The organism is Deltaproteobacteria bacterium, assembly GCA_015233135.1.
Classification (GTDB): Bacteria; UBA10199; UBA10199; order JADFYH01; family JADFYH01; genus JADFYH01.
This window is the reverse complement of sequence record JADFYH010000008.1, coordinates 12,310-30,980: the sequence shown is the minus strand read 5'-3', so window position 1 is coordinate 30,980 and position 18,671 is coordinate 12,310. Positions and strand designations below refer to the sequence as shown.

Genomic DNA, 18,671 nt, shown 5'->3' with positions numbered 1-18,671 from the left:
CAGTCCATACAGATCATATAAAAAGTTACGAGATGCCTACCGTCTTAAAAATAGGACCTTATCGATTTTTCTTTTTTGCGGGTGATCATAATGAGCCTATACATATTCATGTAGAGTGTGAGGATAAGGTTGCAAAATTTTGGCTTGATCCCGTTCGCTTACAAAAGAGTGGGGGCTTCAACCGTTTGGAAATTGGCCGTATTCAAAAAATAGTTTTTAAATACCAGAAAAAAATCAGGGAGGCGTGGCATGAATTTTTTGGCCATTGAAATAGAAATACCTTCAATTGATAATGTAAATATTACCGAAGATAGCCTAAGTGTAGACTTAAGTGATGGCCGAACTATAACGGCCCCCCTGGCTTGGTTCCCTCGACTTCTAAATTCCACGCAAAAGGAAAGAAAAAACTGGCGTTTAATTGGAAATGGGTATGGCATTCATTGGGAAACAATTGATGAAGATATAAGTATGGAAAACTTACTTGCAGGTAAAGGTTCTGGAGAAAGTCAGGCCTCTCTTAACAAATGGCTACAGAAACGTATTATTCACAAAAACGGAAAATATTAATTGAATCTCCCAAAGCGCGAATTACTACAGCTATTCTTTCGAAACAGAAACCAGAAATAAACTCCATAGCAATTCCAAATTTCAGACAAAGAATTGTTAAACCCCGAAAAAAAATAACACTAAAACAATCTCAAAAATTTTGGGATGAAACCCGAGGCAAGTAACGGGATCTCTTGAGATAACAAAACAGTAAAAATGTTCTCTTCCAAAAAATCAATTTTACTTATTCTTCTACATTTATTCATTTTTGTTGGTTTGTTTGGCAATCCTTATCCGATTTCGAAATGTTATCAAAAAATGCAAGATTGGGATAAAGGTAGTTTTAATGATGGAATCCGAGGAGCCATAAGACTTTACTTTTCAGATCCGGGTGATGAAACTTATTACTACGAATGGAGTACAGTCGTACTCGGAAAAAAATTTGAAGCAGATTATCCTTTTGAAAAAAGAGGAGAAGATAGCAAGCTAAGAAACTTTTTCACTCTGCCACCCACGCCTCATTTGCCGTACTTAGATATCGATTTTGAATATCCCCCAACCATGATACTTCCTATTCTGTTGCCTAGACTACTAGTAGATAATCATTTGTCTTACGTGCGTCTTTTCGCTTTTCAACAATTTTGTTTTTATTGCCTGTGCTTATTTTTTATTTTTAAAATTATACAGTCGAAACCTCTAAACTTTAAAATTGCCTTTGAAAAAGTTCTTAAGCTTTCTTTACTTTCCTTAATTTTACTGGGCCAGCTTTATGCCACACGATTAGACGTGGTGGTGTCTTTGCTTATTATTTTAGCTTATTATTATTTCATTAAAGAAAAATATTTTCTTAGTAATTTTTGGATTTGTTTAGGAAGCATTAGCAAAGGCTTTCCAATCTTTTTTTTGCCCCTTTTATTTTTTAAACTTCTAAAAGAAAAAAAATGGAAACCATGCGCAATACAGGCTTTATTTTCTGGTTTATTTATTGGAGGGATCAATCTTTTTTTAGGATATTGGACCCATGGAAAATATTGGGAAGCCTTTCAATATCATGCGGAGCGGGGTTTTCAGATCGAAAGTATGTATGCCCTCATTCCTTACCTCTCTCACTTATTTTTCAAGAATCCGATCTGGGTGTACAGTAGCCATACCTGCAGCAATATTACTTCCGCGGGTTTAAATAGGCTTAAACCCTATACTTCTCTTATTTGTTTAATATTTATTGGATTTATTTACCTAAAAACCTGGAGTTCTAAAAACTTAAGCTCCGAAAATACTTTAAGGTTTTTTTTGGCAATACCGCTCGCCTTTCTTTTGACCTTTAAAGCTCTTTCACCTCAATTTTTAATTTGGCTTACCCCTTTGATATTTATTTGCACACCCAGTTCCTGGCTAAGGACGACAGCCTTCTTAATTGCCCTACTTTTAACTCAAATTATTTTTCCTAATATCTTTCAGGATTTGATGATTGGGGAAACATCAGCAATTTTTCTTCTCTGTTTCAGAAATTTAATACTTCTTTCAATCTTTATTAGCCTTATCAAATCCATAAGGCACGAAACAGTAACGAAAAATTAATCATTTCTTGGAACTACTTTATAGATTCTAGAACTCCTCAAGCTTTCCCAACTTATCGAAGCGTGTTTGATACGGTATAATCGAACATGCTCGGGCCAATTCCCTTCCCAATATATTTCTGGAGTTTTTAGTTCATAATAAAGAAAATCTTTTCCGTCAGCGATAGTCTTCAGCAAAAATTGATCTTCTTTCAAAGTAGGACCTTGAACTTGAGTAAAGTAACGGGGAATGTACCAGACAATAGCGTCAGAATTCCACTGATCCACATCTAACTTTTCCCTTATTTTTTTGGATTCTGGGGCTTCCGATAAAGAATAGGCCAGTTCCGCTTCGGGATAATAATAGAGTAAAGGATATTGGCCTACCGATAAAAATATTTTTTCTTCTTTTTTCCGGTGCTCCTTTAAAAAAGCAATCAGTTCTAAAAGAGGATCTGGGTAAGTTTGAGTAGTTTCATTCCAATAACTCTTATACTCGCCTTTAATAATCCTTTGGACAAGTCCAAGAGGCTGAACCTTCTGCTCTATTAAGCGGCGGGGGGGGCCTTCTTCGTCATCAAATATACTCAAATCTGAATAAAGGCTGCTCAAATCTTTCTGAAATGCTTTTGAAAAATAGGGTTTTGAATACTTACAGATCTGCACACAGGTATATACAGGAGAATAGTCCAACAGATGGGTAAATAAAAGAATAAGAGTCATTAACGCGCGTTTCTTCCCCACAAAATTTAGACAAGCCCAAGCCAATAAATAGGATGAAAAAGGAAGAAGATGATAAAGATAACGAATGTTGGAACGAAGAAAAAAAGGGGTCAAGATCAACGAAACAACGATTAAAATTAGCGAATAACTAAATAAGGGATTATGAATTTCATTTTTAAATTTTAAGATTTTTCGTTTTAGAAAAAAAACAAGTGGAAGCAAGAGACACGGCAAATAATATTTATTTAAAATAATTATGTTTCCAAAAAGACGAAAGGTAAAATCGTCAAACTCTTGAAGACCCATTGCGTCTTTTCTCTTCCACATTTGAAAATAAAAAAAATGCGGAAAGGTAAAAATAAAACACCAGAAACTTATCCAAAATAGTCTCTTAAATTTTTCTTTTTCCTTTCCAATAAAAAGCACAAATAAGGCTAACCCTAAATAGACCATCAAGAATGAAACCATATTGGAGTGATAAAGCAAAATAAGACCCGCAGCCCCCAATAGAATTCCCCCTTTGGATTTCGTTTGTTGCAGCCCTAAAAAAGATAAAGAAGAACAAAGAGGAAGAATCGAATAATAGCGACTTTGCCGACTGTGTAAAAGAAAGATAAAAGCAGTCGCCATAAAGAATAGAGTGAATAAGGCGTAATCTCTTCTTAAACTTATCTGGAGTATTGCATTGTAAACAACCCAAAGACTGAGAAGAGCAATTAAAACAAAAGGAAGCCGGGCAGCAAAGGTAGTCTTACCCAAAATGGATATAAAGGGAGCGGTAAAATAATAAGGAAACAAGCCATCCCAACTCAGCATGAAGTCTTCGTCAAAATCTAACCCGTTCATTCCCGTAATCAGATTTTTCCCATCCCAAACTTTTGGAAAGCCATATTGATTAATGTGCGAGCTCAGAATTGCATTGTGGGCTTCATCCTGCCAAAGCAAGGTATGATCCAGGCCCTTAAATAAAAAAATGGCGGATAAAACAAAAAGTAAAATAAAGAGGAAATGTTTTGTGGCAAAGGCGTGTGTTTTTAACAAACTCATAGCACCTTCCACTCCCCTTCTCGGTCCGAGCCCAAACGCGTAATCTTCCCTTTTGTCTGCAGTAGCTTTAAATGATACTTCACCCCCTCCTCACTTAAACCCAGCATTTCCGCCATTTGCCTTCGAGTGATTCGTGGATTTTCTTGAATCAGCTCCAAAATTTTCTGGGTAGTTTTCTGGGTAGTTTTCTGGGTAGTTTTGTCTGACTGAAACAGGGTAGGTTTAAATAGATCTTCTGTTGAAAAAATTGGATTCAACACCACCCTCCACATACCTCCTTTATCTCCCCCCACACGATTAATGTTACCTTTCTTTTGCAGATTCCTTAAATAATACTTAACCCCACCTTCGCTCAAGCCGATATTTTTGGCCAATTCAGTACGGGTGATTTGTGGATTTTCTTGAATCAGCTCCAAAATTTTCTGGGTAGTTTTCTGGGTAGTTTTCTGGGTAGTTTTTTTAGGGCGGAAAAGGATAATTTTAAATAAACCTTCTAACTCAAACTTGGGGGCTCGGAGACCTGCCAAAGCAAGAATGGCCTTTATTTTCTTAACTCCCATCCCAATACGTTCCACCTTGTGGAGACGAAAAAAAAGATCGGAAATCAATTCGTTTCTACGGACAGAAATATTGCCAAAAGCCTTGGGAGACAGCCCTTCTGCCAAGCCGCCTGGGTTGATAATTTCCAGTCTATCTTCATAAATTTCAATACTCACCTGGCTACCTCTAATGCTGTAGTCCCGGTGCATGAGAGCATTGACTACTGCTTCTCGAAGCGCTTCTAGCGGAATTTCGTAAAGATCTTTTCGGTCTAGTCCAGTAATTTCACTACGAACATTTAAGTGCTTTTTAATAAACTGCAGCGCTTCATTAAATTGAGTGAATAAATCATCCCGGACATCGCGACGATCCAGGATATTCAGTTTCTCAACGCCTTTAAAAGCCAGTAGGACCAATTGAGATTGAGGGATAAAATCACCTGCATTTTTTGCGAAAAAGAGGACTGCCGCGTTTTTAATTCCTTTCGAATCGGCAACTTTCAAACTTTTGAGAAAATTCAGTGGGGAGGATTTCCCAATGCTAATCCCCGCTTCTTGAACAAATGAGTTAATTTTAGTTCGCGATAAATCCGTTACACCAAAACCTTTTGTTTTTTTTTCTTCAAAGGGAATCACGTCCGTTTCACAAAACATGCTACGAACTTCTTCGTGATTCATTTTCTGGGTGTTACCGTTCAGGCGTTTGTAATATCCAGAACTACAACTATAAGGTTTGTCTGTGCCTTCAGGTACCTGGATGACAATCACAGTTTCTACTTCGCAAATTTCTACCTGAAGTGAAGGTTTGAGATTTCGGGCAATATCATTAATTTTTGCTTTTAAAGAATTACTTAACTTTTCGCCTGCAATAGAGGAATCCTCTCGAACTCCCAATAACAAACACCCCCCCCTGGAATTGGCAAAAGCGACCAGGTCTTCGTCAATACGAGAGTGAAACTTCTCTTTGAATTCAAGGGTGAGCCCTTCGCCTTCTTTCAAAAACAGATGCAGCTCTTCTTTTGAAATTTTCATCGCAAAGTCCCCACTCTTTTCAACACCAAAAACCTCGGGAACACAAAGGCACACACAAAAGTAATAAGGCTCAAACCCAACACCGCCACCCAGCCCACAGAGCGCAAGCCTTCGCTGGGGATAATCAGTAAAGCCGAAAAACCAATGATTGTGGTAAGATTACAGACAAGAATCGTACTGAGATAATTCTTTAGCGTTTTATCCATATCTTTCAGTTCTTTTAAGCGATGATCCAAATGAATAAAACAGTTCACTCCGGTTCCCAAAATAATGGGAAACACCCCGATGTTGAGAATGTTTAAACGAATATGCATAAAAGTAAGAACCGCCGAAAGAAGAATGAGTGAAGTCACCAAGCAAGTAAAAATGGCCAAGGCATGGGGCCAAGGTCTTACACTCCAAAGCAGAATGCCACCCAGACAAAACAGAATTAGGAATAAACCTCGAGGGGCCTCTTTTTGTATCAGCTGGATAATGTCATGCTCGATGAAAGAGCCATCGGCCTGAATGAAAGGAACCGCGATTTCTTTTTTGAGATTCAAAACGCCTTCGTAATAACGGGTCATGTTTTCCAGATTCCCTCGGCCAAAAGCAGGAAATAAGTAAATCAAAAAAACATCCGGATCTTTGGGCGATTCAAACATGCGTCGAATTTCTGGGGGAATATCCTCCCGGCTAATCGATTTAACATTCAGGCTCTCCTGAATACTTTCCAAAAAACTTTCCTTCTTTTTATTCCAGAACAGATTGATCTGTTTATATTTCTCACCCAGGCGCACCAAGATTTCTTTTTTTTCATTTTGATCTTTGGGTAAAAAAGTAGAGAGGCCGGCCACATCGTTATAGACCAGCGTATCCGGTGCCGCACTTTTAAGTTTATGCTGTAAGGCCTCCAATAATTTTTCTTCATTCCCTTTTCCATTCACCATCAGCAAGGTAGGGGAAAGGGAGGCCTGCATCATCTGGCTTACCTTATTATACAACTGGGTGGCCGGCAGATTGCGATCTTCCATGTTTCCATCTTCAAAATAAATCTTCGATTTTTCTTTCAGGGTGGTAGAAGAAAAAAGGCAAAGTAAAAAAAAGAGAAATAAAACAAATCGCGGAAAGTAGGGTCTGCAAAGAAACGCAATAAAACGGTGGGCTTTTGAATCCTCCTGGACACCAGGTAAACGAGAATCCTGACTCCGTGCAACCTTTGCAGCCTTCAGGGAAAGACAGGCAGGAATTAAGGTAATCATGGCCACATAATTGGCAACCAAACCCAGGGCACCTACTAAACCAAACTCTACAAACATCCCAAAATTGGAAAACAAAAGGGCCAAAAAGGAAACGACCGTCGTCAACATCGACGCATAAGTCGCCTTAGCCGTTCCTCCACTGGAAAAAGTAAGGTCCAAGGCCTCCGTGAAACTTTTACCTAAAGAGCGTTCCTGATAATAACGGGTAAGTAGATAAATTCCGTAGTCGCTTCCCAGCCCTCCCAAAATAGCCCCCGCAAAGCCGGTGATGATATTGAGGTGACCCAAGAAGAGATAGACCAAACCTCCAGTCCAGAGCAGACCAATCAACAAAGGGACACCCACCAAGAACATGCCGCTAACATCACGAAAATAGAGAAATAAAACCAAAATCAAAAGAAAAACGACAAAGAAAGAAGACTTACGAATTTCTTTTTCGGCATGAGAGGTTTGCTCTAAATCGGTTTGGTACTCACCGGTAAAATTCACCTCCACCGAAGAAAATTGAGGTTTCTCTTTTTTAATTTCCGTTTCAGAGCGCCGTATCGCAAAGAGAAGCCCCTCCATTGTTTCCTGATTGTGCTTGGTTTGTTCTAACTTGATGCGTAAAACCGAAAAAGGGTTTTCTCCAGGCTGCTGAGCGGAATTATCCTGAAATTGAACCCCACTTCTTTTTTCATATTTTTGGATAATATCCTGAAAAGTCAGGTCGGGAAGATCTGCTTGATCTGCAAAACTCATCCATCTTCCCATCATGGGATTCACGCCATTGGCTTCGAGTTGCATACCTTTGTCGACGCGGGTTTCCATCTCTTGAAGATCTGCCAAATCAAGATAGAGCCACATTCTTTTTTTAAAGAAATCGACGGGCTTTTTATAATCCACAAAACTGACATGAGGCATTTTTTCGATGCGGCCCAGCAGTTGATCGGTAAAACTTTCTGCATTCTTTTTGCCAGTACCGACCTTGGTATCTTCTAGGGTGACATACAGGAAACCAGAATTTCCAAAATATTTTTTCAACTCGTGTATATTTTTAAGACTTTCTGTTTGAGTAGGAAGGAGTGAAGAAAAATCACTTTCAATGTGCAACTTTTGAGAGAACCACAGGGAAAGTAGCGTGAGGGTCAAGGCGATAAACAGCACCAGCTTGGGATGGAGGGCGGAGAGTTGATAGAGTTTTGGAAAGGTGGCCATAAAGGTTTCACTAACTTGAGTTTCGCAGATTTTAAAAATAAATTTATCTCAAAAATCCTCCCTCCCTTGAGGGGAGGGAGTCAGAGGGAGGGTGATCTTGAGTGCACTCGGAATACCCCTCACCCAGCCCTCTCCCACAAGGGGAGAGGGGAAGCGCTTGTTCAACGTGCATTTAATTAAAAACATTGTTTGGCCCCGGCAAACGAAACCCTCTTTTTACAAACACAAAATATCCCGGCAACACCAAAGCCGCTAAATACAGGCCATGGTAGCTTAAAGCCAAAACCATACAGTCTCCCGAATGCACTCCCAAATTTTGATATAAATAAAATACCGTGGCCTCAAACACCCCTAGATTGGCAGGCGCCATAGGAATCATCAAAGCCAAATTGAGCCCCGCAATAATCAGTAGGGGAGCCCACCAGGGAAGAGTTAAACCTAAACCCCATTGCAAGAGAGTGAGAGAGAAATATTCGAGTGCTTTAATACAGAGGGCAAAAAAAAGCGAGAAAAGAGTAGGCCCCAAACGATGAAGAAGTGAAAGTTCACTCGCCCAGTTTTTAAATACCTGAAACATTCGATTTTTCAATTTCATCTCTTCATGAAGCAAGCGTTTGGAATGCCGAAAACGATAGGCCAAAATCAAAAGCAGAAAATAAAAAAAGAAAATCCCTATAAAAAAAACATGGATGGGGATTTGCATCCAAGTTGGAATTTGATGAGCCAAAATCAACAATGAAAAAATGCACATCAACGAAAGCCCTTCAAAGATTTGATCTAGAGTAAGAAGGGACGTGGAATAAGTTTTTCCAAATTGGAAACGTTGGCCCAGAATATAAATCAGAAACGCTTCTCCCATCCAGAAGGGAAGTAGGTTGACCATCATCAACCAGGTGGAAATGGCTTCAAACAAACTTGAAAACGGAATCTCTCGTTTCTCTTTGGAAAAACATTTCCACTGCAGGCTTTTGACAAACACCAAAGACAAAAGGGGAATAAAAGCGAAAGCCAAAAACTTCCAGGAAATTTGTTGCAGAGAAAGTCGGAATTCTTGCCAGGAGATTTCTTGGAAACAAAAGGCGAGCAGAAGTAGGGAAATCAGAAAAGTAAAATAGGGAAGTGATTTTTTAAAGGTACTTTTCATTTATGCCATTGCAATCACAATATTTTTTTTCGTAGGGGCGGTGCCTCTGTGCCCGCCCGTAATTTGGTTTTTCAATTGGAATTCATAGCAGCAAAATGTAGCCAAGTGCGGGCGGGCACAGAGGCACCGCCCCTACAGAAATTCAATCAAACTTCATAAAAAAATCGCGCAAGCTGCATCATTAAAGCAACTGCCACACTCTCTCACTGGGATAATCCACTCCCACTTTTTCTGAATATTTTTTAAAACACTCCAGGGAATCTTCCGGTGAAGAAAAAAAATCTTTGACTTGGCTCTCATACAAACAAGCCGCCTTGTTTTTCATTTCAAGAGAATACCCTAAATAAAAATACTTCGCTTTCAATGGAAGCTGCCCTAGAACACGCAGCCGTTTTTGCCAAAAGTTTTTAATGAGTGGAGTGAGTATTTTTTTAAAAATTTTAAGCCTCTTCCAGAAAGGTCGGGTATAGAGAAAATCAGCCATGTCTTGCCAGCCAGCTAAAGATTCAGGACTTGATATTCCAAGCTGGAAAAGACGAAGTTCAGTCAAACCTGGCAACAAGGCATAAGGCAAATCCTCATAAAAATAAATCTCGCCGGAATTCTGTTTCGACAAACTTTTCGCCAAGCGAAAACAGATTTCGTGGTCGATATGCATTCCTATGCCCAGTGGAAAATAGAGAGAGTGAAAGTTTTTATTTTTTAAAAAATCCAGAAAAGCGGTTTCGACTTTCTTGAAAACCTCTTCATCTTCTGCACCTAAAAATCGATGCATGCGAGAGGGTAAAAAACCAAAAAAATCTCGTCGTTCATAATCAGAAAACCCGAGACTATGACTTTGATAATTTAAATATTCGGAGGCGGCTGCCTCTTCTTTTTTTCTTTGGGCGGTTCTTCTCCCAGAATGCGAAAACACATTTAGAACTTCGAATTGATAGTCTTGAGAGGGATTGGAAAGAATTCCCCCACAGGAAAAAACCGCATCATCGTAGTGAGGGGAAATAATTAAAACTTCATTCATTTTTTACCCAACAAACAGGGTGCCTTGGGATAAAGAAGCATTTTATTGAGGAAATCCAATATGCTTGCATTGGCCTTTACAAAACACTTTTCCATCAAAATGTAGGCAATCAGGGCGTAGAAAATACCCAAGAGGATATCGATCACATAATGATGCTCCAAATACAAGGCCGATAACCACATCCCCAAACTATAAATTCCTATGGGAATAGACCATCTTTTACCTAGCTTCAGGGAATAGAGAAAACCCAGCATCGTAAAACCAGCATGCATAGAAGGCAGGGCACCAAACACCACAGGACTCATGGAATAAAACTCTTTGGAGACCCCTAAACCCAGAAGTTGATCAAAGCGGGCAAGCCCAGCAGGGCTCCCGGGAACGGGCATCAAAGGAGAAATAAAACCATATTTGGACACATACCAGGGGGCAGCGGCGGGGTAAAAAAGATAAGTGGCAAAGGCAAAGAAATTCATGAGCAAAAAAGCAGAGGTGTAGCGCGCGGCGAAATATTCATCTTTCATCTTCCAGAACAGCACCACCAATAATACGACCACGGGATCTAACACATTATAAAGCGCACCCGAAATAAGATCCAAAAGAGGTCGCTGGAAATGCATTAAAAACTCATGGGGAAGATAAGTTCGACCCTGATAAAAAATCGAAAAGAAATACTGATCAAAAAGATAAGGTTCCCGAACATGAATGGGCAAATACCAATGAAAAGGCACAAAACGGAAAGAGTCAAAAATAACATTTTGTAATAAAATGGGAATCGCTAAAACAAGAAATAGTCGGGTGTTAGGATGCAAAGCGAACAAAATAAAAATAGCAGAACTAAAAAGCACATGGGGATAATGCAAATTTCCCATGATAAAATTGACTGCCAAAAAAATAACAAAAACGAGGCTTACCTTGAACCAGGAAAAAAAAGGACTTGCAGGCTGTTGTGATGAAAAATTCATATTACTTTGAACACTATTTTTTCGATGACTTCATAAAGCTCACGCACTGTATCCTCCCAGTTGAAACGAACTTCCATACCCTGGCGAGCCTCTCTTCCAATATTTTGTCGGAGCTCCTTCTCTTGCAGCAAATGGCGAATTTTGGAATAAAAATCTTCTTCATTCCCCAAAGGAACCAAATATCCATTTTGCCCATTCTGGACATAGTCTCGTAAGCAACCTACATCAAAGGCAATAATCGGAAGACCTGATGCCATCGCTTCCATGGTAGAAAGAGAGCTCGTTTCAGTTTGGGAAGGCATCACAAAAACATCCATGGCCTGTAGATAAGGCAGCACCTCATTTTTTTGGCCCACCGCTAGGACTGCAGGGTTTTGCCGAATTTTAGCTTCAAAATCTTTTACCCCACTTCCCACGAGTAAAAGTTTAAGAGCGGAAAATTCTTTTTGAAGCCGCTCAAAAACATTCAATAAAAAATCGATGTTTTTTTCGCGGGCCAGTCTTCCGGTGTAACCCAGCACCAAATCACTTTCTTGCAGACCTATTCTTTCTTTGCAATAGCAGGAATTCAAAGAAGGCCGAAATTGCTGAGCATCCACACCCAAAGGAAGGATATGTTTTGGCGACACTATTTTGGCCTGCTCCAAGACGGGAACAAGCGTCGCAGAAGGAACAAGCAAACAAGAACAGCGATTATACCAATAGCGCGCATAGGACTTCACCAGAGGAACAATTTTTTTTGCAAGCCAAGGGAAACCCAGGGCGCGCGGAAAGGTTTCCCAATCGATGCCATGAAAATACATGAGCAGGGGTTTCTTGAATTTTTTACAGTAATAAAGAGGAATAAAACAATCGACGGTTTGCACAAAAACCACATCGCTACCTTGAATGAGTGCTTTCATTTCTTTTTTCAAAAAACGAGGAGGGTAACTGTCTCCCACCGGCAGGGCATAATGAGGAAAATGATAAAGCGTAAAATGAGGATTCAGGGTTTCGATACTCATTTTTCTGGAGTTGCCAATCACTGCCATTTGCACATTCAGAAAACGGGACAAACGCGGTCCAATTTCTTGCAGAAAACGGGGGATGCCTCCGGAGAGTGAGTGGTAGGGCTCGTTGGCGACGATGGTGATGGTTTTCATCGATAAACCTCCACCTCCAAGCCCTCTCTCAAACTCACAAACTCATAACCCTGATCCTGATAATAGGGAATCAATTCCCGCAGCAGATCCAGGGCAAAACCCTTTCCCTGCCCCCACAAATTCAAACCATCGTGAAAGGTCCAAATCGATTTTTCTTGAACAGAAGAAAGCAATTTTTGGCGGATGCTGTCTGGGGAATGCCAGGGCCAATAATCTCCTGGCATCTCCGTCCAGTAAACCAAGTCGTAGTGAGACTGGGCCAAGACCGTTTTCATCCAGGGAAACAAAATCCCTCGGGGAGGTCGATACAAGCGAGGGGTTTTACGAAAAATTTTTCGGAATATGATCTCGGAGGCTTCAAGCTCTTGCCTTAAAATGAAGGGGGAAAAGGCCGTGCCCCAGCGATGGGAAGCACTGTGATTGCCAATCTCAAAACCCCTCTTGTGAATTTCCAGACTGATTTCGGCATATCGAGCCACCTTTTCTGCAATTAAAAAGAAGCAGGCCGGGACATTTTGGGTTTCAAGAAAACGAAGCAAGGAAAGGGTATGAGTAGAATCCGGACCATCATCAAAAGTGAGGGCAATTTTTTTTCCGCCAAGACTAAGCTTTTTAAAGACACGCACGGAAGTCCCTTTTTGACTTTTCACCCTCTCCCTAACCCTCTCCCATCAAGGGAGAGGGAACTTGGGGTAAAACTTCCTCTGCCGGATGCCCCTCAAGTGTGAGGGTCTCCGAAGAAACATCCTGGTCACTGGCATGGCTATAGCTAACATCCTCTTCGGCCACATCGTAAAAAGAAAAAATGGGTTTTTTAAAGATAAAGAGCCAGAGGTAGTTGAAGAGATAAATAAAACCGGGGATGACAATCCCTTTTTTATCGAATCGTCGCCCCGAAGATAATATACGGGCTCCCATAGGAACAATAGCTCCCACTTTTTTCAGGCGGGAAGCCAGCTCCATGTCTTCTCCGTAAAATTCTATTTCCAGATTAAAACCCCCAATTTTCTGGAGGGCTTCTTTTCGCACAGCAAAATTTCCACCCGCCAGGCGCTGCCCTTTCAAAAAGAAATCGGCCACAGGCTCTACCATATGAAAATAAAGTGAAAAGATAAAACGATGCAACGTCGATTTGAGGACGTAGCGGAAGGAGCCACACAAGGCAATCGCTTCAGGTCTTTGTTGAAAAGCTTCGTAGATCGCATCAACCCAATGATAAGGGACAATAGAGTCTGCATCCACATAAGCTAAAAGCGGAGCTCGAGCTGCACGATAGCCCGCTTCACGGGCATGGGTGAGACCTCGATGAGACTCCTGCACCAGTCGCACTCCCTGTTGGAGGGCAATCTGAGGAGTTGCATCCTGGCTATGGTTATCCACCACAATCACTTCATAGGGGATGTCTGTCTCCTGACGTAAGACAGAATCCAAACATTTTTTCAGATAACGCGCCTCATTAAAGGCCGGAATGATAATAGAGATTTGTGGGCGTTGTGAACTCTGCCCCACCCAGGATTTTGAGATTGGATCTTCTAACGAAGGAAAACCCTTGAAATTTTGAGTCAGGAGATTCACCGCGGCTTTCTTATCTAAGCCCCCCTTAAAGTCAAGGATCAAAAACCTGGGAGCCAATCCCATAAACAAACATTGACAGATTCTTTTGGAAAATGTCATCAGGCTTCCTTTACTTCTCTTTTTAAGGTGGATATGAACAACGCATTAGATCAATTGATTTCCGATCGCCATCACCTGGAAAACACTAGCGACAGCGATGTCTTTAGCAAGACTAAAGAATTTCAAAAAATTGTCGGCTCCGTCCGTGAAATGGGCATGTACCCTTACTTTCAGGCCTTGGAATGCAATCTGGGTTCCGAAGCCATTATCAAAGGGAAGAAAGTAATCATGCTGGGGTCGAACAACTATCTCGGACTCACCACAGACCCCAGGGTGCGGGAAGCCGCTATCGATGCGATACGAAAATATGGGACAAGTGCCACAGGCTCACGACTTCTCAATGGTACCTTGGAAATTCATGAGACCTTCGAACGAGAGATCGCCGATTTTTTAGGAAAAGAAGCTGCCCTGGTCTTCACCACAGGCTATCAGGTCAATATCGGAATCATTAGCGCTTTGGCGAATGAAAACACCTCGGCTTTCCTGGATAAGCTCAACCACGCAAGTCTGCAAGACGCTGTGAAGATGGCAGGATGCAACACCCACTATTTTAAACACAATAATCCGGAAGATTTAGAACGGCTTTTACAGGCGGCCCCGAAGCACCAGGCAAAGCTGATTGCCATTGATGGAGTCTTCAGCATGGAAGGAGATATCACGCCTCTTCCTAAAATGCTTGCCCTCGCCAAAAAGCATAATGCCAGGCTCTTGATAGATGATGCCCATGGATTGGGAATTTTAGGTAAACGCGGTGAAGGCACGGCCGGGCATTTTGGATTGAGTAAAGAAGTGGATTTGATCATGGCCACTTTCTCCAAATCCCTTGCCTCCACAGGAGGCTGTGTGGCCGGTGATTTTGAAGTCATCGACTATATCAAACACTTTGGCCGTTCGATGATTTTTTCCGCCTCCATTACCCCCGCTAATTTGGCCGCCGCCAGCGAATCCCTTAAAATTTTACGGGCAGAACCTGAACGGGTACTACAAGCCGCCAAAAATGCACAAAGCATCGTCCAAGGCTTGAGTGCCATGGGTTGGAAGGTAGGGAATACCGAAACCCCAATTGTCCCTGTGCATATTGGCAACGACCTTTACACCATGCTGCTTTGGAAAGAATTGCTCGAAGAAGGCGTTTATGTGAATCCTATTTTGTACCCTGCAGTAGGAAAAGACAAAGCCATGCTGAGGGTTTCCACGATGTCGACCCACACCAAAGATCATTTAAGTTTTGCCTTGGACAAGTTTCATAAAGTAGGGAAAAAGTTGGAATTGATTTAAGCCCCCTTTTCCTCCCCTTAAGCTAAGGGGAGGTTAGGAGGGGTTATGTCCGATTGTCTCCAATTACCATAACTCCCCCTGACCCCCTCTTAGCTTAAGAGGGGGATACTACGATGTCTCTACTCACTATCCAGCCAGTCCAAACCCCCAAACAACTTCAAGAATTCATCGAACTTCCCTACCGTCTCTATAGCAACACAGCCTCTTGGGTAGCCCCGCTCTATCAAGAACGAAGGGATTTATTAAATCCCAAAAAAAATCCATTTTTTGAGCACGCCAAGGTACAACTTTTTATTGCCAAAAAAGAAGAAAAAGTAGTCGGAAGAATTTCCGCCCAAATTGATTTTGAATATGAAAAATTTCACAAAGAGCGAGTCGGCCATTTTGGTTTTTTTGAGTCTGAAAATGATCCGGCAATCGCTCAAGCCTTGCTGAAGGCAGCAGAAGATTGGGTAAAACAGGAAGGGGCAAAAAAAATATTAGGGCCTTTCAGTTTTTCAATCAATGAAGAGACAGGTTTGCTGGTGGAGGGTTTTGATCAGCCTCAAATGACGATGATTCCCTATAATTTTGATTATTATGCTTCGCTGCTCCAGCAAGCCGGATATCAAAAGGCAAAAGATCTCTTCTGCTGGTATTACCCGGCCACGGAAGTCCCGGAAGCCCCTACCCAAATTGCCGCGGAAGTAGGCAAATACCCGGGTTTAAAAATTCGACATTTGGATAAGAAGCATTTCCAGAAGGATCTGGAAATCATCCTGGATATTTTTAATTCGGCCTGGAATAAAAATTGGGGTTTTGTCCCTCTCACCCCCAAAGAAGTAGAAAAATCCGCAGCCGATCTAAAATTATTCATAGATCCTGAAATGGCCCTCATTGCCGAAGTAGACGGCAAACCCGCCGCCATGTGTCTTTGTGTTCCCAATCTGTACGAATTGATTCAAGGGTTAAAGGGGCGTTTATTCCCCCTGGGAATTTTCAAACTGCTTTGGAGAATCAAGCAGCGAAAATACAAGTCCGCCCGACTCCTCCTGTTGGGAATCAAAAATGAATATCGGGGTTCTGTCTTGGGAGGACTCAGTGTCTTGCTCTATGTGGAAATTCATCGACGCGGTTTGGCACGAGGTTATCAATGGGGTGAACTTTCCTGGACCCTGGAAGACAATGAAAAAATTAATACCGGCATTGAATTTATGGGGGGTAAAAAGTATAAGACGCTGAGGGTGTATGAAAAACAATTGGTGTCATCTTGAATGACTCGGCTGTCATCTCGAACGGAGCTTTGCGAAGTGAGAGATCCAGTGGGTACAATTGAGAAACTCACTGGGATCTCTCGTTTCTCTCGAGATGACAGAATCCACGGTCTCCGTAATGGGAACAAGAGCTTATGAAAATCTTCCTCACCGGTGCCTCTGGATTTCTAGGTTCTTACATCAGCCAGGCCCTGCTTCAAGATGGCTATGAACTGGTGGTTCTAGTCCGAAAAAAATCCAGGCGGGATCATCTTCAGCATCCCAAAATTCAATTGGTTGAAGGCAGTCTCCCCGAATGTGATTTTGATGCTTCTATTCTAGAAAAATGTGCTGCGCTAGTTCACTGTGCAGGCCTCGTGAAGGCCTTAAGCCGAGAGACCTTTTTTGAGGTTAATGCAAAGGGCACAGAAAAACTAGCCCAGCTCCTTTTAAACTTAAAAAATCCCCCCAAACACTTCCTGCATATTTCCACCCTGGCGGTGATGAATCCCGAAATAGATGGACGCAATTTCTGTATCCCCGCTGCCAAGTGTCATCCCTTGAGTTTTTATGGTCAAAGCAAACTCGCCGCTGAAGAGACCTTGCAGATTCTCAAGAGAAAAATGCAACTCAGCATTCTGAGACCTCCCGTGCTTTATGGCCCGGGGGATCTTGAATTGTTACCCGCCTTCAAACTCGCGGCAAAATGGCTTGCCCCCTTTTATGGAGATGGGAAAAATCGTTTCTCCCTCTGCCACGCAAAAGATGTCGCAGACGCCGTCCTCACCCTTTTGGGAAGGCCAAAGAAATCGGACATTTATTGTTTGGATGATGGGCACAGTTTAAATTGGAGGGAATTTTTTGAAGCGATTGGACGGGTGATGAACAAAAAAATATTGAACTTTCCCGTCCCAACCCTGTTTTTTTATAGCGCTGCCTTTGCCTCAGATTTCGTGTCAAAACTCAGAAAAAAACCTCAAATTTTTGGCCGTGAGAAATTGAAGGAAATGAAAATAAAATCCTGGGTATGTGGCTATGAGAAATTGAATCGGGAATTGGGATGGGAACCTAAAATAAAATTAGAGGATGGGTTGAAGGAGTGTCTGGCATTTTATAATTATCGTTCGCTTCTTACTTCTCACTTCTAACTTCTTCCTTCTGCCTCCCCACAAACTCCAAAAAGAAGGCCAGAAAAATCGCCAGAAAAAAAGAGCCCACCGCGCTAACCCCTAGCACAATTACTTTTTGCGGCTTGTCGTACTTCACCGGAGGATAGGCCGGATCGATCACTTGAAAACGTAAATCGTTCTTGGCTTCCTCGACCTTTGCCATTTCATACTGTTGTGAAAGCAAGCCATAAACTCTGCCCAACAACTCCCGCTGCAAAGTGAGATATTGCAGATAAATTTGAGAAGGCACATTGTGAACAATTCCCTCTTTTTCATTGTCTTGCATTTTGGCTTCCAAATCTTTTTTCTGACCCTCCAAGCCCTGCAAATCCACTTGCAACTCCTCAAAGCTTTTTGAAGAACTGTCAGGCATTTTTCCAATATCGACATCTACTTGAGGACTAATACTCGACACCCTCCCTGAACCATAAAACTGATTCAACTTTTTTCCCAGCTCCAACAATTCAATCTTACTCTTTTGCAGCTGCCCCTCAATAAACACGCGATTGTGACGAGCATCCGTCAGTTCCTTGCTATTCAAGGTCTCCTGAAGTTCAAAGATCATTCGATTCACTATCGCTGTCGCCAGCACAGGGTCTTCCATTTGCAGTGAAATATTTACTAAACTTGTTTTTTTATCTTCTTCAACGCTAAGCAATTTGGTCTGTAGCTCTGTGAAGGCCGCTTCAAGATTGGGTTTCTTGGCATCTCCGCTTTTTTCCCATGCCTTGGGAAATAACACCTTCAGCAGATCAAAATCATGAATCACTTTTTCGAGAAAACTGCGACTCTTCATGATATTAATGAGCTGCCCCCCCTTACTCACCCCGCCTGCCAGGCCCCCCAATTGCCCCCCCACAAAAGGCAGCGAACCCAATTGCGAGGCCAATCCGCTCAATCCACCCCCGGAGGAAGAAGAAAGCGGGGCCAGCGTAGCCTGCACCTTGTAAGTTTTAGCCGTGTACTGCACGTAAAATAAGGCCGCTAAAATACATAAAAAACAAAAGATAAAAATAAAAACCAGGCGCTTACAAATGACCTTCCAGCAATCGAGCAAATTGATCTCTTCTTCCGGTGCGTAGGCATAAGGGGGTGGCCAGGCGTAGGGGGGGTAAACGGCCGAAGGATTCAAGACAGTTTCAGAATTTTTGGGATCGGAATTTTCCAT

The 18,671-nt window shown here is 41.8% G+C and carries 16 protein-coding genes; 6 read left to right on the top strand and 10 right to left on the bottom strand.

Going from position 1 to position 18,671, the window contains the following annotated elements; translation table 11 throughout:
* Window positions 1-32 precede the first annotated feature (32 nt).
* From HQM15_03835 to HQM15_03825, 3 genes are all read left to right on the top strand, one after another.
* On the top strand, window positions 33-269 hold the full coding sequence (locus HQM15_03835; protein MBF0491890.1) for a DUF4160 domain-containing protein: 237 nt from the start codon (window positions 33-35) through the stop codon (window positions 267-269).
* Window positions 250-567, top strand: a complete 318-nt coding sequence (locus HQM15_03830; GenBank protein ID MBF0491889.1) for a DUF2442 domain-containing protein — start codon at window positions 250-252, stop codon at window positions 565-567. Before HQM15_03835 ends, HQM15_03830 begins: the two co-directional genes overlap by 20 nt.
* Window positions 568-762: 195 nt before the next feature.
* A complete protein-coding gene (locus tag HQM15_03825) occupies window positions 763-2,124 on the top strand; it encodes a hypothetical protein (GenBank protein MBF0491888.1) in 1,362 nt (453 codons plus the stop codon).
* On the opposite strand, the gene HQM15_03820 is transcribed toward HQM15_03825, so the two are convergent.
* From HQM15_03820 to HQM15_03780, 9 genes are all read right to left on the bottom strand, one after another.
* A complete protein-coding gene (locus HQM15_03820) occupies window positions 2,121-3,872 on the bottom strand; it encodes a hypothetical protein (GenBank protein ID MBF0491887.1) in 1,752 nt (583 codons plus the stop codon). The genes HQM15_03825 and HQM15_03820 overlap by 4 nt on opposite strands.
* Window positions 3,869-5,443 carry a winged helix-turn-helix transcriptional regulator gene (locus tag HQM15_03815; GenBank protein MBF0491886.1) on the bottom strand — a complete coding sequence of 525 codons (1,575 nt, stop codon included), beginning with the start codon at window positions 5,441-5,443 and terminating at the stop codon, window positions 3,869-3,871. The genes HQM15_03820 and HQM15_03815 overlap by 4 nt, the downstream gene beginning before the upstream one ends.
* Window positions 5,440-7,881 (bottom strand): MMPL family transporter, encoded by a 2,442-nt coding sequence (locus tag HQM15_03810; protein MBF0491885.1) that lies wholly within the window; start codon window positions 7,879-7,881, stop codon window positions 5,440-5,442. Before HQM15_03810 ends, HQM15_03815 begins: the two co-directional genes overlap by 4 nt.
* A 172-nt stretch (window positions 7,882-8,053) precedes the next feature.
* Window positions 8,054-9,025, bottom strand: coding sequence for a flippase-like domain-containing protein (locus tag HQM15_03805; protein MBF0491884.1), 972 nt, complete (start codon window positions 9,023-9,025; stop codon window positions 8,054-8,056).
* Between the two features lie 181 nt (window positions 9,026-9,206).
* Window positions 9,207-10,046 (bottom strand): PIG-L family deacetylase, encoded by an 840-nt coding sequence (locus HQM15_03800; protein ID MBF0491883.1) that lies wholly within the window; start codon window positions 10,044-10,046, stop codon window positions 9,207-9,209.
* Complete coding sequence (locus HQM15_03795; GenBank protein ID MBF0491882.1) at window positions 10,043-11,008, bottom strand: phosphatase PAP2 family protein; 966 nt, start codon at window positions 11,006-11,008, stop codon at window positions 10,043-10,045. The genes HQM15_03800 and HQM15_03795 overlap by 4 nt, the downstream gene beginning before the upstream one ends.
* Entirely contained in the window at window positions 11,005-12,150 is a 1,146-nt protein-coding gene (locus HQM15_03790; GenBank protein ID MBF0491881.1) for a glycosyltransferase, read from the bottom strand. The genes HQM15_03795 and HQM15_03790 overlap by 4 nt, the downstream gene beginning before the upstream one ends.
* Complete coding sequence (locus tag HQM15_03785) at window positions 12,147-12,800, bottom strand: polysaccharide deacetylase family protein (protein ID MBF0491880.1); 654 nt, start codon at window positions 12,798-12,800, stop codon at window positions 12,147-12,149. Before HQM15_03785 ends, HQM15_03790 begins: the two co-directional genes overlap by 4 nt.
* Window positions 12,801-12,807: 7 nt before the next feature.
* Window positions 12,808-13,725 (bottom strand): glycosyltransferase, encoded by a 918-nt coding sequence (locus HQM15_03780; protein MBF0491879.1) that lies wholly within the window; start codon window positions 13,723-13,725, stop codon window positions 12,808-12,810.
* A 132-nt stretch (window positions 13,726-13,857) separates the two neighbouring features.
* Between HQM15_03780 and HQM15_03775 the strand changes: the two genes are divergently transcribed.
* The 3 genes from HQM15_03775 to HQM15_03765 all read left to right on the top strand — a co-directional run bounded on the left by HQM15_03775 (window position 13,858) and on the right by HQM15_03765 (window position 17,482).
* Window positions 13,858-15,102 carry an aminotransferase class I/II-fold pyridoxal phosphate-dependent enzyme gene (locus HQM15_03775; GenBank protein ID MBF0491878.1) on the top strand — a complete coding sequence of 415 codons (1,245 nt, stop codon included), beginning with the start codon at window positions 13,858-13,860 and terminating at the stop codon, window positions 15,100-15,102.
* A 113-nt stretch (window positions 15,103-15,215) separates the two neighbouring features.
* Window positions 15,216-16,355, top strand: a complete 1,140-nt coding sequence (locus HQM15_03770; protein MBF0491877.1) for a GNAT family N-acetyltransferase — start codon at window positions 15,216-15,218, stop codon at window positions 16,353-16,355.
* 134 nt (window positions 16,356-16,489) lie between these two features.
* Window positions 16,490-17,482 carry an NAD(P)-dependent oxidoreductase gene (locus HQM15_03765; GenBank protein MBF0491876.1) on the top strand — a complete coding sequence of 331 codons (993 nt, stop codon included), beginning with the start codon at window positions 16,490-16,492 and terminating at the stop codon, window positions 17,480-17,482.
* On the opposite strand, the gene HQM15_03760 is transcribed toward HQM15_03765, so the two are convergent.
* The gene (locus tag HQM15_03760; GenBank protein ID MBF0491875.1) at window positions 17,466-18,671 is read right to left on the bottom strand and encodes a hypothetical protein; all 1,206 of its coding nucleotides are present in this window, start codon (window positions 18,669-18,671) and stop codon (window positions 17,466-17,468) included. The two genes, HQM15_03765 and HQM15_03760, sit on opposite strands and share 17 nt — an antisense overlap.